This is a genomic window from Nocardioides sp. TF02-7, from assembly GCF_022437945.1.
In the GTDB taxonomy this organism is placed as follows: Bacteria; Actinomycetota; Actinomycetes; order Propionibacteriales; family Nocardioidaceae; genus Nocardioides.
Genome location: NZ_CP092535.1, coordinates 4584855 through 4604879, shown reverse-complemented (window position 1 = coordinate 4604879; position 20025 = coordinate 4584855). Strand labels below are relative to the sequence as shown.

At 72.5% G+C, this 20025-nt stretch carries 19 protein-coding genes, 5 pseudogenes and 1 riboswitch; of the genes and pseudogenes, 9 read left to right on the top strand and 15 right to left on the bottom strand.

The window, feature by feature from the left end; all coding sequences use genetic code 11:
- Positions 1 to 196: 196 nt before the first annotated feature.
- Positions 197 to 1618: pseudogene (glnA, locus tag MF408_RS23935) on the bottom strand (type I glutamate--ammonia ligase).
- Between the two features lie 255 nt (positions 1619 to 1873).
- On the opposite strand from glnA, the gene MF408_RS23930 reads away from it, so the two are divergent.
- From MF408_RS23930 to MF408_RS23915, 4 genes are all read left to right on the top strand, one after another.
- Positions 1874 to 2197 (top strand): hypothetical protein, encoded by a 324-nt coding sequence (locus MF408_RS23930; RefSeq protein ID WP_240249661.1) that lies wholly within the window; start codon positions 1874 to 1876, stop codon positions 2195 to 2197.
- A gap of 516 nt (positions 2198 to 2713) precedes the next feature.
- Positions 2714 to 3592: a hypothetical protein gene (locus MF408_RS23925; RefSeq protein WP_240249660.1), complete on the top strand. Its 879-nt coding sequence runs from the start codon at positions 2714 to 2716 to the stop codon at positions 3590 to 3592.
- Positions 3589 to 4152, top strand: a complete 564-nt coding sequence (locus MF408_RS23920; protein WP_240249659.1) for a hypothetical protein — start codon at positions 3589 to 3591, stop codon at positions 4150 to 4152. The genes MF408_RS23925 and MF408_RS23920 overlap by 4 nt, the downstream gene beginning before the upstream one ends.
- Before the next feature lie 27 nt (positions 4153 to 4179).
- A complete protein-coding gene (locus MF408_RS23915) occupies positions 4180 to 4725 on the top strand; it encodes an RDD family protein (RefSeq protein WP_240249658.1) in 546 nt (181 codons plus the stop codon).
- On the opposite strand, the gene MF408_RS23910 is transcribed toward MF408_RS23915, so the two are convergent.
- The 5 genes and pseudogenes from MF408_RS23910 to lipB form a co-directional block, all read right to left on the bottom strand.
- A complete protein-coding gene (locus MF408_RS23910) occupies positions 4661 to 5335 on the bottom strand; it encodes a DUF4191 domain-containing protein (RefSeq protein ID WP_240249657.1) in 675 nt (224 codons plus the stop codon). The two genes, MF408_RS23915 and MF408_RS23910, sit on opposite strands and share 65 nt — an antisense overlap.
- Positions 5336 to 5393: 58 nt before the next feature.
- Positions 5394 to 6341, bottom strand: coding sequence for a lipoyl synthase (gene lipA / locus MF408_RS23905; RefSeq protein ID WP_240249656.1), 948 nt, complete (start codon positions 6339 to 6341; stop codon positions 5394 to 5396).
- Positions 6342 to 6393: 52 nt separating this feature from the next.
- Complete coding sequence (locus tag MF408_RS23900) at positions 6394 to 7380, bottom strand: hypothetical protein (RefSeq protein ID WP_240249655.1); 987 nt, start codon at positions 7378 to 7380, stop codon at positions 6394 to 6396.
- Positions 7377 to 8329, bottom strand: a pseudogene (locus MF408_RS27525) (ABC transporter ATP-binding protein). Before MF408_RS27525 ends, MF408_RS23900 begins: the two are co-directional and overlap by 4 nt.
- Before the next feature lie 103 nt (positions 8330 to 8432).
- Positions 8433 to 9164: a lipoyl(octanoyl) transferase LipB gene (lipB, locus tag MF408_RS23890; RefSeq protein WP_240249654.1), complete on the bottom strand. Its 732-nt coding sequence runs from the start codon at positions 9162 to 9164 to the stop codon at positions 8433 to 8435.
- Positions 9165 to 9246: 82 nt separating this feature from the next.
- Between lipB and MF408_RS23885 the strand changes: the two genes are divergently transcribed.
- The gene (locus tag MF408_RS23885) at positions 9247 to 9789 is read left to right on the top strand and encodes a hypothetical protein (protein ID WP_240249653.1); all 543 of its coding nucleotides are present in this window, start codon (positions 9247 to 9249) and stop codon (positions 9787 to 9789) included.
- Positions 9790 to 9805: 16 nt separating this feature from the next.
- Here the strand turns inward: MF408_RS23885 and MF408_RS23880 are convergent, their stop codons facing one another.
- On the bottom strand, positions 9806 to 10210 hold the full coding sequence (locus MF408_RS23880; RefSeq protein WP_240249652.1) for a DUF1731 domain-containing protein: 405 nt from the start codon (positions 10208 to 10210) through the stop codon (positions 9806 to 9808).
- Entirely contained in the window at positions 10210 to 10698 is a 489-nt protein-coding gene (locus MF408_RS23875) for an NAD-dependent epimerase/dehydratase family protein (protein WP_240249651.1), read from the bottom strand. The genes MF408_RS23880 and MF408_RS23875 overlap by 1 nt, the downstream gene beginning before the upstream one ends.
- A gap of 121 nt (positions 10699 to 10819) precedes the next feature.
- Positions 10820 to 11054, top strand: a riboswitch (cobalamin riboswitch).
- Between the two features lie 3 nt (positions 11055 to 11057).
- Between MF408_RS23875 and MF408_RS23870 the strand changes: the two are divergent.
- Both MF408_RS23870 and MF408_RS23865 read left to right on the top strand, forming a co-directional pair.
- Positions 11058 to 12761, top strand: a pseudogene (locus MF408_RS23870) (ribonucleoside-diphosphate reductase subunit alpha); the annotation flags it as partial.
- A gap of 58 nt (positions 12762 to 12819) precedes the next feature.
- Positions 12820 to 13548 (top strand): hypothetical protein, encoded by a 729-nt coding sequence (locus MF408_RS23865; RefSeq protein ID WP_240249650.1) that lies wholly within the window; start codon positions 12820 to 12822, stop codon positions 13546 to 13548.
- 227 nt (positions 13549 to 13775) lie between these two features.
- On the opposite strand, the gene MF408_RS23860 is transcribed toward MF408_RS23865, so the two are convergent.
- Positions 13776 to 14411, bottom strand: coding sequence for a hypothetical protein (locus MF408_RS23860; protein ID WP_240249649.1), 636 nt, complete (start codon positions 14409 to 14411; stop codon positions 13776 to 13778).
- Between MF408_RS23860 and MF408_RS23855 the strand changes: the two genes are divergently transcribed.
- Positions 14410 to 14604, top strand: a complete 195-nt coding sequence (locus MF408_RS23855) for a hypothetical protein (protein WP_240249648.1) — start codon at positions 14410 to 14412, stop codon at positions 14602 to 14604. The two genes, MF408_RS23860 and MF408_RS23855, sit on opposite strands and share 2 nt — an antisense overlap.
- An 86-nt stretch (positions 14605 to 14690) precedes the next feature.
- On the opposite strand, the pseudogene sucB reads toward MF408_RS23855, so the two are convergent.
- The 3 genes and pseudogenes from sucB to lpdA all read right to left on the bottom strand — a co-directional run bounded on the left by sucB (position 14691) and on the right by lpdA (position 17995).
- Positions 14691 to 16032 (bottom strand): annotated as a pseudogene (gene sucB / locus MF408_RS27520) (2-oxoglutarate dehydrogenase, E2 component, dihydrolipoamide succinyltransferase).
- Positions 16029 to 16505: a biotin/lipoyl-containing protein gene (locus tag MF408_RS23840; protein ID WP_240249646.1), complete on the bottom strand. Its 477-nt coding sequence runs from the start codon at positions 16503 to 16505 to the stop codon at positions 16029 to 16031. Before MF408_RS23840 ends, sucB begins: the two are co-directional and overlap by 4 nt.
- 80 nt (positions 16506 to 16585) lie before the next feature.
- Complete coding sequence (gene lpdA / locus MF408_RS23835; protein WP_240249645.1) at positions 16586 to 17995, bottom strand: dihydrolipoyl dehydrogenase; 1410 nt, start codon at positions 17993 to 17995, stop codon at positions 16586 to 16588.
- Positions 17996 to 18132: 137 nt separating this feature from the next.
- Between lpdA and MF408_RS23830 the strand changes: the two genes are divergently transcribed.
- On the top strand, positions 18133 to 18516 hold the full coding sequence (locus MF408_RS23830) for a hypothetical protein (RefSeq protein WP_240249644.1): 384 nt from the start codon (positions 18133 to 18135) through the stop codon (positions 18514 to 18516).
- A gap of 29 nt (positions 18517 to 18545) precedes the next feature.
- Here the strand turns inward: MF408_RS23830 and MF408_RS26295 are convergent, their stop codons facing one another.
- From MF408_RS26295 to MF408_RS23820, 3 genes and pseudogenes are all read right to left on the bottom strand, one after another.
- On the bottom strand, positions 18546 to 18884 hold the full coding sequence (locus MF408_RS26295) for a hypothetical protein (protein ID WP_275693530.1): 339 nt from the start codon (positions 18882 to 18884) through the stop codon (positions 18546 to 18548).
- A 91-nt stretch (positions 18885 to 18975) separates the two neighbouring features.
- Positions 18976 to 19470, bottom strand: a pseudogene (locus MF408_RS26290) (leucyl aminopeptidase); the annotation flags it as partial.
- Positions 19467 to 19922: a M17 family peptidase N-terminal domain-containing protein gene (locus tag MF408_RS23820; protein ID WP_240252161.1), complete on the bottom strand. Its 456-nt coding sequence runs from the start codon at positions 19920 to 19922 to the stop codon at positions 19467 to 19469. The gene MF408_RS23820 and the pseudogene MF408_RS26290, both read right to left, overlap by 4 nt.
- Between the last annotated feature and the right edge of the window lie 103 nt (positions 19923 to 20025).

Genomic DNA, 20025 nt, shown 5'->3' with positions numbered 1-20025 from the left:
TCTGCACGTCAGGTGCCGCTCCAGGCGACCTCAGGAGCTCGAGCTCGATCGGATCTCCCACATCTACTCGATCTCGGACACCCCCGCGTGCGACCCAACGAGAAGTGGCGGCTGACGCCGCGGGAGTTTCCGCAGGTCAGCCGCCACTTTCGACGACTCTGGAGAACGAGTTCGAGCTGTTCTCCTATATCTGAGCCTAAATGTCGTAGTACAGCTCGAACTCGTGCGGGTGCGGGCGCTGCTGGACCGGCTCGATCTCGTGCTCGCGCTTGTAGGAGATCCAGGTCTCGATGAGGTCGGGGGTGAAGACGTTGCCCGCGGTGAGGAAGTCGTGGTCCTCCTCGAGGGCGTCGAGCACGGCGCCGAGCGAGGTGGGGACCTGGTCGATCTCGGCCATCTCGTCCGGCGGGAGCTCGTAGATGTCCTTGTCGATCGGCGCGGCCGGCTCGATCTTGTTCTGGATGCCGTCGAGGCCGGCGAGCATGAGCGCGGAGAAGGCGAGGTAGGGGTTGGCCGAGGGGTCGGGGGAACCGGGTCTCGATGCGCTTGGCCTTCGGGTTGGAGCCGGTGATCGGGATCCGGACCGAGGCGGAGCGGTTGCGCGAGGAGTAGACCAGCGAGATCGGGGCCTCGAAGCCCCTTCACCAGGCGGTGGTAGGAGTTCACGGTCGGGTTGGTGAACGCGAGCACCGCGGGAGCGTGCTTGAGGATGCCGCCGATGTACCACCGGGCGAGGTCGGAGAGGCCGCCGTAGCCGGTCTCGTCGTAGAACAGCGGCTCGCCGTCTTTCCACAGCGACTGGTGCACGTGCATGCCCGAGCCGTTGTCGCCGAAGATCGGCTTCGGCATGAAGGTGACCGACTTGTTGTTGTGCCACGCGGTGTTCTTGATGACGTACTTGAACTTCATGACGTCGTCGGCCGAGCGCAGCAGCGTGTCGAACCGGTAGTTGATCTCCGCCTGGCCGGCGGTGCCCACCTCGTGGTGGGAGCGCTCGACGGTGAGGCCGACGTTCTCCAGGTTCTTCACCATCTGGTCGCGCAGGTCGCCGTAGTGGTCGTACGGCGCCACCGGGAAGTAGCCGCCCTTGAACCGCGTCTTGTAGCCCAGGTTGTCGCCCTCGGCGCCGGAGTTCCACCAGCCCTCGACGGAGTCGATGTGGTAGAAGCCCTCGTTGGCGCTGGTGGAGTAGCGCACCTTGTCGAAGATGTAGAACTCCGCCTCCGGCGCGAAGAACGCCGTGTCGGCCACGCCGGTCGTCTCGAGGTAGGCGAGCGCCTTGCGGGCCACGTTGCGCGGGTCGCGCGAGTAGGGCTCGCCGGTGATCGGGTCGTGGATGAAGAAGTTGACGACCAGCGTCTTCGACTCCCGGAACGGGTCGACGTACGCCGTGGTCGGGTCGGGGGTAGAGCGCCATGTCGGACTCGTTGATCGCCTGGAAGCCGCGGATCGAGGAGCCGTCGAACCCGAGCCCGTCCTCGAACACCGACTCGTCGAACGTCGACACGGGGACGGTGAAGTGCTGCATGACGCCGGGCAGGTCGCAGAACCGGACGTCGACCATCTCGACGCCCTCGTCCTTGATGAAGCTGAGCAGCTCTTCGCTGTTGTTGAACATTCGTTCCTCCTCGGCTGAGCCGGGCTCAGCCTCCAGTCAGGATCGGTCTCGGGATCGAGGATTCGCGGTCGGGCGATCCGGGACGCGACGCTGCGTGCCGACCTCTGCCCGAAACCTAGGGAGAGGCCGTTTCTCGACCATCACCACTTTGTTTCGTCGATGTAACAGGTTCGTCGGGCTGCCAGCCTACGTCGCGGGTTTACCGCGGGCGCGCACCGGTCAAGAACCGGGGGGAGTGCGAGGAGGGTCCCAGGAGTGGGTCACGAGTTCTACATCGACTACGACGGGTCGGGCGCCGCGGCGACCCGGTTCGCCTCGAAGGCGCGCGAGCTGGACGCCGCCGCGACCCGGGGTGCCGAGGGCGCCCGGGCCTTCCCCGACGACCCGTCGAGCTACCTCGACGACCTCCTCCTCGGCCCGCTGCGCGCCGGCATGGACGTCGTCAACGCCGCCGACGACGTCCTGACCGCGGTCGGCGGCCGGCTCGGCGCGTTCTCGATGGAGCTGGAGGCGCTGAGCACGCTGGTGAAGGACACCGTGCGGGTGACGAACGAGATCGACGTGGAGTACCGGCTCTGATGGCCAGCGAGGCCGCCCGCGCCCGCTTCCCCTACCCGCCGGAGGACCCGGGCATCCTGCGCTCGCAGCAGCGCGCCGTCCACAACCTGGGGCAGCTGCTGCTCGACAGCCACGCCGAGGTCGACGACGACTCGCTGCGGCTGGCCGAGTCGTGGCGCTCCGACACCGCCACCACCGCCGTCGCCGACGTCCGCGTCCTCGCCACGACGATGAAGGGCGACAGCGACCGGCTGGGCGACGCGGCGACCGCGCTGGCGACGTACGTCGGCCACGTCGAGGACGCGCGCGGCGACATCGACGGCATCCGCCGGCGCTACGACGACGCCGTGGTCGACCGGGCCGCCGCCGACCGCGACATGCCCGACGCCGTCGACACCCGGTTCGAGCGCGAGGAGCAGCGCGACATCAACCGGCAGGCCTTCGATCGCGCCGTCGCCGGTCTCGACGGCGAAGTACGACGACGTCCTCGAGGACCTCAGGACGCGTGGCCGCCCCGTCCTCGACCAGCTCCGCGGCGTGCTGCGGCACTTCGTCGGAGCCAACCCGCCGACGGGCTGGACGCTCGGCGAGGTCGCCTACGACCGGGTGTCGGACCGGCTCGAGCTGACCGGCAACCGGATCGAGTACCGCCTCCGGCAGGAGGGCCTGCTCAGCGGCCCGCTGCCCGAGGGCTACTACACGCAGTGGCTGGAGAACGCCGACCGCCGGGGCGTGCCGGCCGAGACGATCATCGAGATCGCTCGCGAGCACGGCATCACGCCCGAGGACTTCGAGGTGCTCGACGGGCTGGAGGAGATCACGGACCCCGACGGCAAGTCTTACTTCCTGCTCCCCGACGGCATCAGCGGCGACGACGCCCGCAAGGCGGTGCTGATGACCTACATCCTCAACGCGGGCACCGACTACGGCGACGGCCACCAGACCGACTTCACGCCCGAGGCGTACTCCGCCGACGAGGTGCAGCGGATCATCGACCGGCAGGCTGCCAACGACTGGTCCTACGACGAGGACGTCGGCTTCGTCCACGACAACGGCGGCCGGCTGGTCACCACGCCCAACGGGATGCTCATGGGCCTGGGCGGCAACTGGCTGCAGGACCTCTACAGCCAGAAGGGCGGCACCGCCTGGGGCGACATCTTCATGGCGAACATCGACGACCCCGACGACGCCGCCGAGCAGCTGCGCGACATGGTCCGGTCGGGCAACGCGTGGTACACCGACGACGACGGCAACCCCTACGAGGGCACCCTCGACCTCGACCGCCTGCTCCACCACGAGGAGCGGCACTCCCGCCAGTGGGCCGACAAGGGCCGCTGGGGCATGATCTGGGACGTGGCGACCGACAGCGACGGCATCGAGGAGGAGGCCGGCCTCGGGGACGGCGGCTACCGGTGACCCGCCTCCGCGCACTGCCGGCAGCGGCCGTCCTGTCGCTGGTCGCCGCACTCGGCGCGTGCGACGACACCGGCGACCCCGACGACGGGTGGGACCCCGACGCCCAGTTCGCGCCGTCGCTGCGCCCGGCGTTCGGCGTCCGTGCCGCCGACGACGGCGGCCTGCGGATCTGGACCGGCTCCGCGTGCTCCCGGGTCACCCGGGTGGCGCTGGCGTTCGAGCCGGGCGACGACGAGCTGGTGCTCACCGCCCGCGGCGAGCGGGGCGCCACGGTCGAGCACCTCCCGCTCGCCGGGCCGCACCGCGGGTTCGAGGTGGAGCAGGCGCTGCCGGAGGACTTCGACTGGCGTGACGCGACGTCGGTGCGGCTGTCGGTCGACGGCGATCCCGGCGGCTGGGGGTCGAGCGCCGACCTCGCGGAGGTCGTCGACGGCTCGGCCGAGCACCCCGCCGACACGTTCTGGTTCCAGGACGTCGGCTGGCTCGGCCCGGCGGAGGTGGCCGAGCGCGACGGAGAGTCGTTCCTCGCCACCTGCACGCCCGACCCGGCGAAGGAGTGACCGCTCCGGCCGCCCTAGGGTGGGCGGGTGCCTGACAGCCCGCCCCGCAGCCTGCCGTTCGAGACCGCGTCCTGGGGACGGCGGGTCCTCGCCCTGGTCGTCGACTGGTTCGCTTCGTCGCTGGTCGTGGTGGCGTTCGTCGGCCTCGAGGAGTTCACCCGGCCCGAGACCACCCCGTCGGACTTCTACCCGCTCCTCGTCTACGTGGCCGAGTCCGCGCTGTTCACCTGGCTGCTCGGCGGGTCGTTCGGCAAGCTCGCCACCCCGGCTGCGCGTCGTGCCGGCCGACGGCCGGTTCCGGCCGATGAACCCGTTGCGGCTGCTCCTGCGGCAGGTGCTCGTCGCGCTGGTGATCCCGCCGCTCGTGTTCCGCCAGGACGGCCGTGGCCTGCACGACCTCGCCACCGGCACGGCGACGGTGCGGCTGGAGACGTTCCGCGCCCTGACCGCGCCCTGACCCGGCCGCCGGGCGCTGATCAGCGGCCGCGCAGGTTCTGCCGCATCCCCTTCATGCTGGTCGGCACCGGGCCGCGGGGGGCGGGATCTTCGGCCGCTGGGCGTCGAGCGCCTTGAGCCGGTAGAGGATGTCGGTCATCTCGGCCGGCTTGACCTGCCGGCCGAGCTTGCGGACGTGACGGACCAGGTCGGGCAGCCGCACCTGGCCCTCGCCCTGACCGACGACGATCTCGTGCACGGGGAACTCCGCGGCCACCCGCTCGTGCTTCTTCCGCTCGCTGGTGAGCAGCGGGCGCAGCCGGCTCGGGTTGCCCTCACCGACGAGCACGATGCCCGGAGGGCCCACCACGCGGTGCACCATGTCCTGCTGCTTGGTGAAGCCGATCATCTCCTCCAGCTGCCACCCGCGGCGCAACATGGTGAGCGCCCGGGCGGCCGCGCCGAGCTGGCCCTCGAGCCGGGCGTACGCCGCGCGCTGGGCGCGCCGGCTGAAGACGATCATCATCGCCAGCAGGCCGACGAGCAGACCGCCGACGATCGCCATCACCAGCGCGAACGTGCCGCTGCCGGGGAGGATCCAGAAGACACCGAAGCCGATCGCCCCGAAGACCAGGAACGCGCCGAGCATCCACCACGGGAGGGCGCGGTCGACCTCCTTCGACATCCGGAACGTCTCGACGATCTGCTGCCGTCGGCTCATCTTCGCGGGGTCGATCTGCTTCGCCATCGTGCGGGGTGCCTGACTTCCTCGGTGCTGCGGGGCTTGCGTGGGTGTGGACGGGCGGTCAGGCCGTGGCCCGCTCGCGCGCGTCCATCGCCTGACGGTACAGCCGACCCGCCCGGTAGGACGAACGGACGAGCGGCCCGGACAGCACGCCGGCGAAGCCGATCTCGTCGGCCTCCTGCTGGAGCTCGACGAACTCCTGCGGCTTCACCCACCGCTCGACGGGGTGGTGGCGCACGGAGGGCCGGAGGTACTGGGTGATCGTGAGCAGCTCGCAGCCGGCGTCGTGCAGGTCGCGCATCGCCTGGCTGACCTCCTCACGGGTCTCGCCCATGCCGAGGATCAGGTTGGACTTGGTCACCAGCCCGAAGGCGCGCGCCTGCGTGAGCACGTCGAGCGAGCGCTCGTAGCGGAAGGCGGGGCGGATCCGCTTGAAGATCCGCGGCACGGTCTCGACGTTGTGGGCGAGCACCTCGGGACGCGACTCGAACACCTCGGCGAGCAGCTCGGGGCGGCCGTTGAAGTCGGGGATCAGGTTCTCGACCCCGGTGCCGGGGTTCAGCTCGTGGATGGCGCGCACGGTCTCGGCGTACAGCCAGGCGCCGCCGTCGGCGAGGTCGTCGCGGGCGACGCCCGTGATCGTGGCGTAGCGCAGCTCCATCGTGCGCACCGACTCCGCGACCCGGCGCGGCTCGTCGCGGTCGAGCGGCTGCGGCTTGCCGGTGTCGATCTGGCAGAAGTCGCACCGCCGTGTGCACTGGTCGCCGCCGATGAGGAACGTCGCCTCCCGGTCCTCCCAGCACTCGAAGATGTTGGGGCAGCCGGCCTCCTGGCACACGGTGTGCAGGCCCTCGGACTTCACCAGCGACTGGAGCGCGGTGTACTCCGGGCCCATCTTCGCCCGGGTCTTGATCCACTCCGGCTTCCGCTCGATCGGGGTCTGCGCGTTGCGCACCTCGAGGCGGAGGAGCTTGCGACCTTCGGGCTGCGGGGCGGGAGCGGTCGTCACGCGCTCCAGCCTACTCCGCGGGCCTCGGCCGATCCTCGCGGGCCGCTCCGGCTCAGGGGACGTCGCGGCGCTGGAACGAGACGACGGAGGCGGCGACGGCGGCGGCGAGGATCGCGGAGACGTACGCCGCGCCGCGGCGCAGCGACAGCTCCCGCTCGACGCCGCAGAGCTCCCCGCTCCCGGGGAGTCCGCACGGCTCGTCGGCCCAGTAGGTGGCGCCGTCGAGGACGACGGCGGCGAGGTTGAGACCCGGGTTCCAGACGGAGTCGACGCCGACCACAGCGAGCACCACGCCGCCCGCCAGGCTCAGGGCGAGCAGGATGCCGAGCGCTGCCACCGTGCTGCGGAACAGCATGGTGAGCGCGTAGCCGGCGAGCGCGACGCCGCCCGCGACCAGGGCGCCGCGGCCGCCCATCTGCAGGCAGTCGACCAGGACCCCGTCGCGCACCCGGATGTCGCGGCTGCCCGCGACCACGTAGAGCGCCAGCCAGTAGGAGGTGACCACGACCGCGGTCACCACCGCGGCGAAGCCGGCCACGACCACGCCCTTGGCCGCCCAGACCCGCAACCTCCGGCTCTCGAAGAGCAGCTGGTTGCTGACCGACCCGCTCGCCCAGTCGTGGCCCGCGAACGTGGTGCCGACCAGCAGCATGAGGATCGCGAGCACGACGACGACGGCCAGCCCCGAGCCCTCGTCGCGCTCCTCCGCCAGCCGGAGCTCGTCGTGCCACAGGTAGTCGTCGACGCTCGGGGTGAGCGCCTGCTCGCAGGCCGCGCGCAGGTCGTCGGCGCCGGGCGGGACGCCGTACCGCCGCGGCCGGTCGGTGCACCGCTCGACGTCGCGTTGCCACCACCGCGAGGAGACGTCCTGCGCGATCGCCTCCTCGGCCTGGGCCCGCTCGGCGTCCGACGGGGGAGCCGTGTTGACGACCCGGGCGATGCCGATGACGGCCGGGACCACGACGGCGACCGCGAGGAGGACGAGCACGGCCCGGCGGCACAGGAGCCGGGTCAGCTCCACCCGCAGGAGGCGGCTCATGCGGCACCTCCGGCTCGCGGGCCGGCCGTCGGGTCGCCGAGCTGCTCGCCCTCGGTGAGCTCGAGGAAGTAGGACTCGAGGTCCGCGCGCAGCGGCGCGAGCTCGGTGAGCCAGATGCCGGCCTCGCCGAGTACCCGGGTGAGCCGACCCGGGTCGTCGGTCTCGACGTGGACGGCGCCGTCGACGTGGCTGGGGGCGAAACCGGCGCGGCCGAGGACCTCCGCGGCGGCCGCGGTGTCGGGCGCGACCAGCCGGTACGCCGACCCGCTACCGAGCAGCTCGTCGACGGTGCCGGAGGCGAGCAATCGCCCGGCGCCGATGATCGTCGCGCTGGTGCACACCTGCTGCACCTCGGCGAGGATGTGCGAGCTGAGCAGCACCGTCACGCCCGACGCGCCGAGGTCGCGGATCGTCTCCCGGATCTCCCGGATGCCCGCCGGGTCGAGGCCGTTGGTGGGCTCGTCGAGGATCATCAGGTCCGGCCGCTTGAGGAGGGTCGCGGCGATCGCCAGCCGCTGCTTCATGCCGAGCGAGTAGGACCGGTAGCGGTCCTTGTCCCGGCCGGTGAGGCGCACCGTCTCGATCGCGTGGTCGACGCGCCCGGCCGGGGCGCCGATGGCGCCGGCGAGGAGCTGGAGGTTGCGGCGACCGCTGAAGTTGGGGAGAACTTCGGCGACTCCACCACGGCGCCGACGCGTCCGATGACGTGCGGGAGCTGGGCCGGAACCGGCCGCCCGAAGAGCCGCATGGTGCCCGCGGTCGGCCGGGCCAGCCCGAGCAGCATCCGGATCGTCGTGGTCTTGCCCGACCCGTTGGGGCCGAGGAACCCGTGCACCCCGCCGGCGGGCACCGCGAGGTCGAGGCCCTGCACGGCCACGCGCAGCCCACCGCGACGGCTGCGGAACTCCTTCCGCAGCCCGGTGGTCTCGATGACCAGGTCGCTCCCCATGCCGCCCCCGTCACGCCGTCGTACGTCGACGGCCGGACGATCCGACCACACCGGACGGAGCGGCGGCGCAGGACACGCCGACGGGCTCGGGAGCCGGTCGTCCCTACCGGCCCGGCGTGAGCACCGGCACGCGGGGGACCCGCCCCGGCTCAGGCCGCGGCTCGTAGTCGGGGGTCGGCTCGTAGGGCTGCCAGGCGAGCAGGTCGGCCAGGTGGTGACGCACGGAGGGCAGCACCTCCGCGACGGTCACCTCGCGCCCGAGCTCGCGGGAGAGGCTCGTGACCCCTGCGTCGTCGATGCCGCAGGGGACGAACCGGTCGTACCAGCCGAGGTCGACGTCGCAGTTGAGCGAGAATCCGTGCATGGTGACCCGGCGGCTCACCCGGATCCCGAGGGCGGCGATCTTGCGCTCCGGCCCCCGCTCGTCGGCGCGCATCCAGACGCCGCTGCGCCCCGGCACGCGGGCGGTCGCCACGCCGAGGTCGCGGCACACGCCGATCAACGCCTCCTCGACGCGGCGGACGTAGTCGACGACCTTCACGTGGTCGGGCAGCCCGACGATCGGGTAGCCCACCAGCTGCCCGGGGCCGTGGAAGGTGATCTTGCCGCCGCGGTCGACGTCGACGACGGCCGCGCCGCCCGGGTCGGTGGGGCGCTCGTGCGGCTCCGTCCGCTTGCCGGCCGTGAAGACCGGCGGGTGCTCCAGGAGGAGCACGGTGCCCGGGCGGGTGCCGTCGACCACCTCGGCGTGCACGCGGCGCTGGAGCTCCCAGGCCTCGAGGTAGTCGACCGCGTCGTCACCCAGACCGGCTTCCCGGAACTGCAGCTCGCTCACGATCGCGAGCCTACCCCCGGGCGGCGCCGCGGCCTGTGGAGAGGCAGGTGCGCCGACCGGCCGACCGGGGTAGGACGGACCCGTGCCCGGCCGCCACTCGCACCGGCCACGGGCCCGGCTCCGCGGGCCGGTGGCGCTGCTCGTCGCGGTCGTGGTGGCGGCCGGCACGGTGCGGGGGTGCGGCGGCGACCGGGTGCCGGGGGAGCGGCCGGTCGCCGTCGCGCCGCGGGTGGAGGCGTCGGGGCCGCAGGCGCCACCGGCCGCGGTGGCCGTGCTGCACTCCTGGGACCGGGCCCGGGCGGCCGCCTGGGCGCGCGGCGACGTCGACGCGCTGCGGCGGCTCTACCTGCCGGGCTCGGTGGCCGGCGACCACGACGTCGCGATGCTGCGGAGGTGGTCGGACCGCGGCCTGCGGGTCCGCGCGATGCGGATGCAGTTGCTGGCCGCCCGCACCCGGGTCGAGAGCGCGGACCGGCTGGTCCTCCTCGTCACCGACCGGCTCGCGACCGCCACGGTCGGAGCGGGCCTCCGGCTGCCCCGCGACCGGGTAAGCACCCGCCGGCTGGACTTCCGGCGTACGACGGACCGCTGGGTGCTCGCGTCGGTGCGCGACGTGCGCGGCTGACCTGGGCCGACCCGGTTCAGCGCTCGCCGGCGGCGCCCGCGCGGACGACCGAGGCGACGTCGGGGTCGTGGAACTCGTAGCCGAGAGTGAGCAGCTTCTCCGGCCGGGTGCGCATCGAGCCCAGCAGCTCGGAGGTGAGCCGCCCGGCCGCCCGCACCGCCGGGCGGGGTGCGTGCACGATCGCCGGCCGGCCGACCTCGGCCGCCAGCGCGGCGGTGTAGTCGGCGTTGGTCGGGGTCTCGACGCAGCACAGGTTGACCGGCCCGGAGGCCGCCGGGTGCTCGACGACGTACGCCGCCGCGCCGACCCAGTCGCGCAGCGAGATCATCGGCATGTACTGCCGTCCGGTGCCGAGCCGGCCGCCGAGGCCCAACCGGAACTGCAGCAGCTGCTGCTTGAGCGGCGGACTGGTGCGGTCCATCACCGGCGCGGTGCGCAGGACCGCGACCCGGGCGCCGGCGCCGGCCGCGGGGAGGTAGCCGCCTGCCACTCCCGGCACACCGCCGTCATGAAGGCGTGCCCGCGGGTGTCGGCGTCCTCGGTGAGCACCGCGGCGCCGTGGTCGCCGTACCACCCGACCCCGTTGCCCGCCACGAACGCGGGCGGCGTGCCCGAGCGAGCGGCGGCGGCGATCGTCTCCGCCAGCAGGCCCGTCGTGCGCAGCCGGCTCTCCCGCAGCCGGTGCGCCCAGCGCCGCGACCACGGGTTGCCCAGCGTCGGGGAGCCGGCGAGGTTGACGACCACGTCGGCCGACGCCACCAGGTCGGCGTCGACCTGGTCGGCGTCGGGGTCCCACGTCGACTCGGACGCGGACCGCGCGGGACGGCGGACCAGGGCGGTCACCCGGTGGCCCCGCCGCTCGAGCTCGGTGCGCAGGTGGCTGCCGAGGAACCCGGAACTGCCCGCCATCACGACGTGGAGGGGGCGTCATGCCTGTACCTTGCCACGCCGCGGAAGGGATCCGTCTCGTCTCCTGCTTCCGACACGCCGGCACAACATGTCGTCCCCGGACGGGCCCTGGTCCCCACATATGGTGGCGTGTGCAGCTGGTTCGAGTGCTCTGACAGGGGCGATCGAGGCAAGAGGGAACCCGGTGCGAGTCCGGGACTGCCCCGCAGCGGTGAGTGGGAACGACCTCCGTCAAGAGCACTGGGACGCAAGCCGGCGTCCTGGGAAGCGACGGTCAGTAGGGGTCGCGGTCAGGCGTCTGCCCGACCGCGGCGAGCCCGCGAGTCCGAAGACCTGCCAGCGCGCCATGCCCGCCGGGCATGGTGGTCCGAGGCCTCGAGGGAAGGCCGACGGCTGGTGGGAGCTGCGCGACCGTGGCTGCCCGCGACCGTCGCCCTCGCGTCCCGGACCGTCAGGACCGATCTCGCGAGGAGAGAGAAGTGACGGTCACCGCAACACCACAGCGCGCCCCGATGCGCGTGCGCAAGCGCAACGGGGACACCGAGCCCGTCGACGTCGCCAAGATCGTGCGTGCCGTCGACCGGGTCGCCGACGACCTTCCGGACGTCGACCCGATGCGGGTCGCGACCCGCACGATCAGCGGGCTCTACGACGGCGCGACCACCGCCGAGCTCGACCGGCTGTCGATCCAGACCGCCGCGGAGATGATCGGGGAGGAACCGGAGTACTCCCGGCTCGCCGCCCGGCTCCTGGCGGCCTACGTCGACAAGGAGGTGCGCAACCAGGGCGTCGCCTCGTTCAGCCAGGCAGTCGCGCTCGGTCACGCCGAGGGGCTGATCGGCGAAGAGACCGCCCGGTTCGTGAAGGACAACGCGCGCAAGCTCGACTTCGCGGTCGATCCCGACGGCGACCGGCGGTTCGAGTACTTCGGGTTGCGCACGGTCTACGACCGCTACCTGCTCCGGCACCCCGCGACCCGGCTCGTCCTGGAGACACCGCAGTACTTCCTGCTGCGGGTCGCCTGCGGCCTCGCGACCTCCCCGGCAGAGGCGATCGGGTTCTACCGGCTGATGTCATCGCTCGCGTACCTGCCGAGCAGCCCGACACTGTTCAACTCCGGGACCCGGCACACGCAGCTGTCGTCGTGCTACCTGCTCGACTCGCCGCGCGACGAGCTCGACTCGATCTACAGCCGCTACCACCAGGTGGCGCGGCTGTCGAAGTTCGCCGGCGGGATCGGGCTCGCCTTCTCGCGCGTGCGCTCCCGGGGCGCGCTGATCCGCGGCACCAACGGCCGTTCCAACGGGATCGTGCCGTTCCTGCGGACGCTCGACGCGTCGGTGGCCGCGGTCAACCAAGGCGGCCGACGCAAGGGGGCAGCGTGCGTCTACCTCGAGCCGTGGCACCCCGACGTCGAGGAGTTCCTCGAGCTGCGGGACAACACCGGCGAGGACGCCCGCCGGACCCACAACCTCAACCTGGCCAACTGGGTGCCCGACGAGTTCATGCGCCGCGTGGAGGCCGACGAGGAGTGGTCGCTGATCGACCCGGACCAGGCGCCGGAGCTGCCCGACCTGTGGGGAGACGCGTTCGACGTCGCCTACCGCCGGGCGGAGGCCGAGGGTCGCGTCGTCCGCACCGTCCGGGCCCGCGACCTCTACGGCCGGATGATGCGCACGCTCGCCCAGACCGGCAACGGCTGGATGACCTTCAAGGACGCGGCCAACCGCACCTGCAACCAGACCCGCGACGACGGTGGACCGGTCGTGCACCTCTCCAACCTGTGCACCGAGATCCTCGAGGTCACCTCCGAGGAGGAGACCGCTGTCTGCAACCTCGGCTCGGTCAACCTCGCGCGCCACCTCACCGCCGACGGCGTCGATTGGGACCGGCTCCGGGAGACCGTGCGCGCCGCCGTGCCCCTGCTCGACCGGGTGGTCGACATCAACTACTACCCGAGCGAGGAGGCCGCCCGGTCCAACCCGCGGTGGCGGCCGGTCGGACTCGGGCTGATGGGCCTGCAGGACGTGTTCTTCGCCCTCGGGCTGCCGTTCGATTCCGCGGAGGCGCGGGGAGCTCTCGACCAGGATCTCGGAGGAGGTCTACCTCACCGCGCTCGAGGTGTCCTGCGACCTCGCGACCGAGCACGGCCCGCACCCGGCGTTCCCGGAGACCCGGGCCGCCGCAGGGCAGCTGCAGCCCGACCTGTGGAGTGTCAGCCCCACCCAGACCGAGCGGTGGGCGTCGCTACGCGAGCGGATCGCCGAGCACGGGCTGCGCAACGCGCTGCTGGTGGCCATCGCGCCGACGGCGACCATCGCGTCGATCGCCGGCTGCTACGAGTGCATCGAGCCGCAGGTGTCGAACCTGTTCAAGCGCGAGACGCTCTCCGGTGAGTTCCTCCAGGTCAACACTGCCCTGGTCCGTGAGCTCAAGCAGCGCGGGCTGTGGACGCCCGAGGTCCGCGAGGCGGTCAAGCGCGCGGAGGGGGTCGGTGCAGGGCGTGACCGACCTGCCCGACGACGTACGGACTCTCTTCCGCACCGCCTGGGAGCTACCGCAACGGGCCTTGATCGACCTCGCCGCGGCGCGCGCCCGTACGTCGACCAGAGCCAGTCGCTGAACCTCTTCATGGCCGGCCCGACGATCGGGAAGCTCTCCTCGATGTACCGCTACGCCTGGCGCGCGGGGTTGAAGACGACCTACTACCTGCGCTCCCGTCCCGCCACCCGGATCCAGCAGGCGACCGTCTCCGTCGCCACGCCGACCACCGTGAGCACCACCCCGACCGACCAGGCGGCAGTCGCCTGCTCCCTGGAGAACCCCGAGACCTGCGAGGCCTGCCAGTGACGACCCAGCGCTCCACGACCGAGACCCCCACGACCGCCACCGACCACTCCGAGACCCGGATGCTGCTCGACCCCGGGATGAACCTCACGCTTCGCCCGATGCGGTACCCGCACTTCTACGACCGGTACCGCGATGCGATCAAGAACACCTGGACCGTCGAGGAGGTCGACCTGCACTCCGACCTCGCCGACCTCGACCGGCTGACCGACGCCGAGCGGCACCTTGTGTCACGGCTGGTCGCGTTCTTCGCGACCGGCGACACCATCGTGGCCAACAACCTGGTGCTCAACCTCTACCAGCACGTGAACTGCCCGGAGGGGCGCCTCTACCTCTCGCGGCAGCTCTTCGAGGAGGCGGTGCACGTGCAGTTCTACCTGACCCTCCTCGACACCTACGTGCCCGACGAGGCGGAGCGGCACGACGCGTTCGCCGCCGTCGACAACATTCCGTCGATCAAGCACAAGGCCGACTTCTGCTTCCGGTGGATCGACTCGGTCTTCGCCCTCGACCGATTGGAGACGCGCGAGGACCGGCGGGCGTTCCTGCTGAACCTGATCTGCTTCGCCGCGGTCATCGAGGGGCTCTTCTTCTACGGCGCCTTCGCCTACGTCTACTTCCTCCGCTCGCGAGGGCTGCTCAACGGGCTCGCCTCCGGCACCAATTGGGTGTTCCGCGACGAGTCGATGCACATGGCGTTCGCGTTCGACGTCGTCGACACCGTCCGCCAGGAGGAGCCGGAGCTGTTCGACGACGAGCTGGCCGCGCAGGTGCGGCAGATGCTCGTCGAGGGCGTCGACGCGGAGGCGCAGTTCGCAGAGGACCTCCTCGGCGGGGGGCGTCGCCGGGCTCTCGACCGCCGACATGCGCGCCTACCTCGAGCACGTCGCCGACCGCCGGATGCAGCGCCTCGGGCTCGAGCCGATCTACGGTACAGCGAACCCGCTGTCGTTCATGGAGCTGCAGGACGTGCAGGAGCTGTCGAACTTCTTCGAGCGGCGGGTCTCGGCCTACCAGGTGGGCGTCACCGGCGCCGTCGGGTTCGACGAGGACTTCTGACGCGGCCGGACCGCGGTACGACGAACGCCGGGTGCCCCGCGCGAGGCACCCGGCGTTCGTGTCGTCGCCGTGGGGTTCGGTGTCGCTCAGACCTCGAACTTGCCGGCCTCGAGGCGCTTCTTGACGTCCTGGAGGAACCGGCCGGCGTCGGCGCCGTCGACCAGCCGGTGGTCGTAGGTCAACGCCAGGTAGACCATGTGCCGCACCGCGATCGTCTCGCCGAGCTGCGGGTCGTCGATGACGACCGGGCGCTTCACGACCGCGCCCGGCCCGAGGATCGCGACCTGCGGCTGGTTGATGATCGGCGTGTCCCAGAGGGCGCCGACGCTGCCCAGGTTCGTGATCGTGAAGGTGCCGCCGGAGAGCTCGTCGGGGCCGATCTTGTTGGTGCGGGTGCGCTGGGCGATGTCGGCGATCTTCTTGGCGAGGCCGGAGATCGACAGGTCGCCGGCTCCCTTCACCACCGGGGTGATCAGGCCCTTCTCCGTGTCGACCGCGATCGCGAGGTGCTCCTGGTCGTGGTAGGTGACCGTGCCTGCGTCGATGTCGAGCGTCGCGTTGAGCGCCGGGTGCTCCTTGAGCGCGTCGATCGCCGCCTTCGCGAAGAACGGCAGGTAGGACAGCTTCACGCCCTCGCGGGCCACGAAGTCCTGCTTCACGCTCTCGCGCAGTCGCGCGATGTTGGTGACGTCGACCTCCACGACCTGCGTAAGCTGGGCGGAGACGTGGAGCGACTCCACCATCCGCTCCGCGATGATCTTGCGCAGCCGGCTGACTTTCTCGGTGCGTCCGCGCAGCGGCGACGGCCGCGCCGGTGCGGGCGCGTCCGACGAGGACGACGAGGCCGCGGGGGGCGGCGGCAGCCGCCGGCGCGGGCTGCGACTTCTTCGCGGCCGCGTCGAGCACGTCCTGCTTGCGGATCCGGCCGCCGACGCCGGAGCCCTGCACGCTCGACAGGTCGACGTCGTGCTGGGCGGCGAGCTTGCGCACCAGCGGCGTCACGTAGCCGGGGCCGTCGCCGCTCGGCGCCGACGGCTGCTCCTGCTTGTCCTCCTGGCGCGGCGCCGGAGCCTGCTGCTGCTGGGGCGCCGGCTTCTGCTCCTCCTGCTGCTGCGGAGCGGGAGCCGGCTCCTGCTGCTCCTGCTGGGGCGCCTGCTCCTGCTGGGGCTCGGGGGCCTGCTCCTGCTGCTGGGGCGCCGGGCTGCCGGAGCCGATGATCGCCAACTCGGCGCCGACCTCGACCGTCTCGTCCTCGCTGGCCTTGATCTCGAGCAGGGTGCCGGCGACCGGCGACGGGATCTCGGTGTCGACCTTGTCGGTGGAGACCTCGAGCAGCGGCTCGTCGACGGCCACCTCGTCACCGACCTGCTTCAGCCACCGGGTCACGGTGCCCTCGGTCACCGACTCGCCGAGCGCGGGCAGGGTCACCGGCGTGCCGTCCCCACCGGACTGGCCGCCCGACTGGTCACCGGACGGGTCACCGGACGGGGGCGTCGTCCTGCGGCGGCTCGGGTGCCGACGGCTGCTCGGCCGGCGCCGGCTGCTGCTCCTGCGGGCTGGGCTCCTCCTGCTGGGGAGCCTGCTCCTCCCTGCTGGTCCTGCTGGTCCTGCTGGTCCGACTGGTCGGACCCACCGCCCGAGCCGGAGTCGGAGGAGGCCTCGTCCTCGGCGCCGACGATCGCGAGCACCGCGCCGACCTCGACCGTGTCGTCCTCGTTGGCCTTGATCTCGAGGAGGGTGCCGGCGACGGGGGAGGGGATCTCGGTGTCGACCTTGTCGGTGGAGACCTCGAGCAGCGGCTCGTCCACCGCGACCTGGTCGCCGACCTGCTTGAGCCAGCGGGTGACGGTGCCTTCGGTGACGGATTCGCCGAGTGCCGGGAGGTTGACTTCGGTGGCCATGGATTCCTCGTCTTCGCTGTTGGGTCTGGCTGGGTCTGGCTGGGTCGGGCTGGATCTGGTCGTGCGTGGCTGCTGATCGGTCAGCTGTGGGTGTGGAGCGGTTTGCCGGCGAGGGCGAGGAACGCCTCGCCGAGAGCCTCGTTCTGCGTCGGGTGCGCGTGGACGAGGGGGGCGACGTCCTCGGGGTGGGCCTCCCAGCCGTAGACCAGCTGCGCCTCGCCGATGAGCTCACCGACGCGCTCGCCGACCAGGTGCACCCCGAGCACCGGTCCGTCGACCTGGCGCACCAGCTTGACGAAGCCCTGGGTGCGCAGGATCTGGCTGCGTCCGTTGCCGGCGAGGTCGTAGGTCAGCGTCGTCACGGCGTCGTCGCCGTGCTGCTCCTTGGCCTGCTCCTCGGTCAGTCCGACGGAGGCGACCTCGGGCCGGGAGTAGGTGACGCGCGGGATGCCGCGCTCGTCGATCGGACGCGGGTCGAGCCCCGCGACCTGCTCGGCCACGTGGATGCCCTGCTGGAAGCCGCGGTGCGCGAGCTGGAGGCCCGGCGTGATGTCGCCGACGGCCCAGATCCCGTCGACGGCGGTGCGGCAGTGGTCGTCGACCACGACGTGGCCGCGCTCGAGGGTCACGCCCTGCTCCTCGTAGCCGAGGCCCTCGGTGCGCGGGACCCGGCCGACGGCGACCAGGAGCAGGTCGGCGGTCAGCACCGTGCCGTCGGAGAGCGTGACGGTGACGCCCACGGTGGCGTCGGCGCCGGTCTCGACCCGTTCGACGGACGTGCCGGTGCGGACGGTGATCCCGCGCTTGCGGAACGCGCGCTCCAGCGCGGCCGAGGACGCGGCGTCCTCCGGCGGCAGCAGCCGCGGCAGCGCCTCCACGACCGTCACCTCGGCGCCGAAGCTGCGCCACACGCTGGCGAACTCGCACCCGATCACGCCGCCGCCGAGGACCACCACCGATCCGGGCACCCGGTCGAGGCGGAGCGCGTCGTCGGAGGTCACGACCCGCGTGCCGTCGACGTCGATGCCGGGCAGGGCGCGGGGGGCGGAGCCGGTCGCGAGCACGACGTTGCGGCCGGTGACGACGGTGCTGCCGTCGGCGCCCGTCACGGTCACCTCACGCGGACCGGTCAGCCGGCCGGTGCCCTCGACGACCCGGATGCCCCGGCTCCGCACCAGGCCCGTCAGTCCCTTGAACAGCCGGTTGACCACGCCGTCGGCGTAGGACCGGACGCCCGCGGCGTCGACGCCGTCGAGCTTGGCGAGCACACCGAAGGTGTCGGCCTCGCGGGCGGCGTCGGCGACCTCGGCGGCGTGGAGCAGCGCCTTGGTGGGGATGCAGCCGACGTGGAGGCAGGTGCCGCCGAGCTTGGCCTGCTCGACGATCGCGACCGTCAGGCCGAGCTGCGCGGCGCGGAGGGCACAGGCGTAACCGCCGGACCCCGCACCGAGGATGAGTACGTCGACCTCGCCGTCGTCCGCCTCGGCCACCGCTGCTCCTTCCCTGTCCACGAGTGCGCGGACCATCCTTGCACCCTCCTGGATGCGCGGCACAACGACCTCGGCCAAACCGGTCGCGTCCGGCGCGACGTCCGGCCGGGACGGAGCGGATCGGGCACACTGGTGCCATGGCGTTGTGGGACCGGTTCCGGCGCGGACCGAGGATGAGCGGGCCGGCGAAGGACGCGGCGCGCACCGGGTCGACGCGCGTGCGCGCGGCCGACAAGGTCGACGAGCAGCACCTGCGCGAGTGGGTGGCCGCCCGCCGTGGGGTGGAGGGGTTCGTCGAGCCGCGCACGGCCGTCAGCGAGGTGACGCTCCTGCTGGTCGCGCACGACGGCGAGTGGACGCGCCGTCGGGTGCCGGGCGTCTCCTGGGCGCACGACTTCTGCAACCGCCACCAGGTGCCGTCCTACGACGCCGCGGTGGTGGGGATCCCGCAGCGGATGCGCGACTACAACGCGCGGGTGCGCAAGGCGCAGAAGCAGGCGCGGCCGCCGCTGGCGGAGTAGCGAGCCCCGGCGCGACCAGCGCGACCGGCTCAGCCCGCCGGCGGCGCCAGCGACCGCACCAGCTCGACCAGGGTCGCGACACCGAAGCCGGTGCCGCCCGACGTCCAGTGGCCGGTCGGGCCGCCCTTGTTGAACGCCGGCCCGGCGATGTCGAGGTGCGCCCACGGCAGACCGCCGGTGAAGGAGCGGAGGAACGCGGCCGCGAACAGGCCGCCGCCCCAGCGGATCCAGTCGTGCTGGGAGAGGTCGGCGATCTTCGAGCTGCGGATCCGCTCCTCCATGTGCTCCGGGATCGGCATCGGCCACGCCTCCTCGCCGGCCGCCCGCGCCGCGGCGAGCACCTGCTCGACCACGGCGTCGTCGCCCATCACGCCGCAGATCCGCTCGCCGAGGGCGAAGCACCATGTGGGCCGTGAGCGTCGCGACGTCGACGACCAGGTCCGGCTCGCGCTCGACCGCCCGGCCGAGCGCGTCGGCGAGCACCAGCCGCCCCTCGGCGTCGGTGTTGGAGATCTCGACCGTCGTGCCGCCGTACGTCGTGATCACGTCACCGGGCCGCATCGACGCGCCCCCGACCATGTTCTCGGCCAGGGCGGCCACGCCGGTGACCCGCACCGGCAGGCCCAGCCGGGCGACGGCGAGCACGGCCTGGACGACCGCCGCCGCGCCGGCCATGTCCTCCTTCATCGTCGGCATGCTCGTCGCAGGCTTGATGGTGAGCCCGCCGGAGTCGAAGGTGATGCCCTTGCCGACGAGCGCGACGTGGGTGGTGGCGCCGCGGGGCCGGTACTCGAGCTCCACGAGCCGCGGCGCGGCCGCCGACCCGGCGCCGACCGCGAGGATCCCCCCGCAGCCCAGCTCCGTGAGCCGGGCCTCGTCGTGGACCGTCACCTTCACCCCGCGGACCTTCTTCGCTGCTGCGACGACCTCGTCGGCGAGGACCGGCGGCGTCAGGTCCGCGGGCGGGGGTGTTGACCCAGTCGCGGGCGGCGACCACGGCGTCGACGACGAGCTGAGCCTCGTCGAACGCGGCGGCGGTCTCCCTTGCGCCGGGCGACGGGCGAGAGGACGACGATCTCGGCGGGTGCGGTGTCGGACCCGTTGCTCTTGTAGCGGGAGTAGGTGTAGCCGCCCAGCCGGTAGCCCTCGAGCACGGCCCGCACCAGCTCGGGCGTGGTGGCGGGCAGTGCCAGCGCGACCGTCGCCGCGTTGGTGACCGCCCGGGCGGCGGCGCCGGCGGCCCGCCGGACGGCGAGGGCATCGGGGTCGCTGCCGAGCCCGACGAGGACCAGGAGCGGCGAGCCGATGGTCCCCGCGGTGGGGACCTTGACGACCTCGCCGGGCTTGCCGGTCATCCCGACGGTGGCGAGCAGCGGCGCGAGCCGGCGGCCGTAGGCGTCGGCCACGGGCTCGCCTCCTTCGGCCAGCCGCGCGGCGCCCGGTCCTCACCGGCGAGCACGCCGACCACCACCGCCTCGGCGCGGGTCTTGGCGGGACTGGCGGTCCGGA

Bases quoted from the DNA above. Each gene is read 5' to 3' on its own strand.
- MF408_RS23910 (WP_240249657.1), bottom strand. From the start codon at position 5,335: ATGGCGAAGCAGATCGACCCCGCGAAGATGAGCCGACGGCAGCAGATC.
- MF408_RS23900 (WP_240249655.1), bottom strand. From the start codon at position 7,380: ATGAGCCGCCTCCTGCGGGTGGAGCTGACCCGGCTCCTGTGCCGCCGG.
- MF408_RS23880 (WP_240249652.1), bottom strand. From the start codon at position 10,210: ATGGACCGCACCAGTCCGCCGCTCAAGCAGCAGCTGCTGCAGTTCCGG.
- MF408_RS23875 (WP_240249651.1), bottom strand. From the start codon at position 10,698: ATGGCGGGCAGTTCCGGGTTCCTCGGCAGCCACCTGCGCACCGAGCTC.
- MF408_RS23855 (WP_240249648.1), top strand. From the start codon at position 14,410: ATGCGCGCCTACCTCGAGCACGTCGCCGACCGCCGGATGCAGCGCCTC.
- MF408_RS23860 (WP_240249649.1), bottom strand. From the start codon at position 14,411: ATGTCGGCGGTCGAGAGCCCGGCGACGCCCCCCGCCGAGGAGGTCCTC.
- MF408_RS23840 (WP_240249646.1), bottom strand. From the start codon at position 16,505: ATGGCCACCGAAGTCAACCTCCCGGCACTCGGCGAATCCGTCACCGAA.
- MF408_RS23830 (WP_240249644.1), top strand. From the start codon at position 18,133: ATGGCGTTGTGGGACCGGTTCCGGCGCGGACCGAGGATGAGCGGGCCG.
- MF408_RS26295 (WP_275693530.1), bottom strand. From the start codon at position 18,884: ATGGGCGACGACGCCGTGGTCGAGCAGGTGCTCGCCGCGGCGCGGGCG.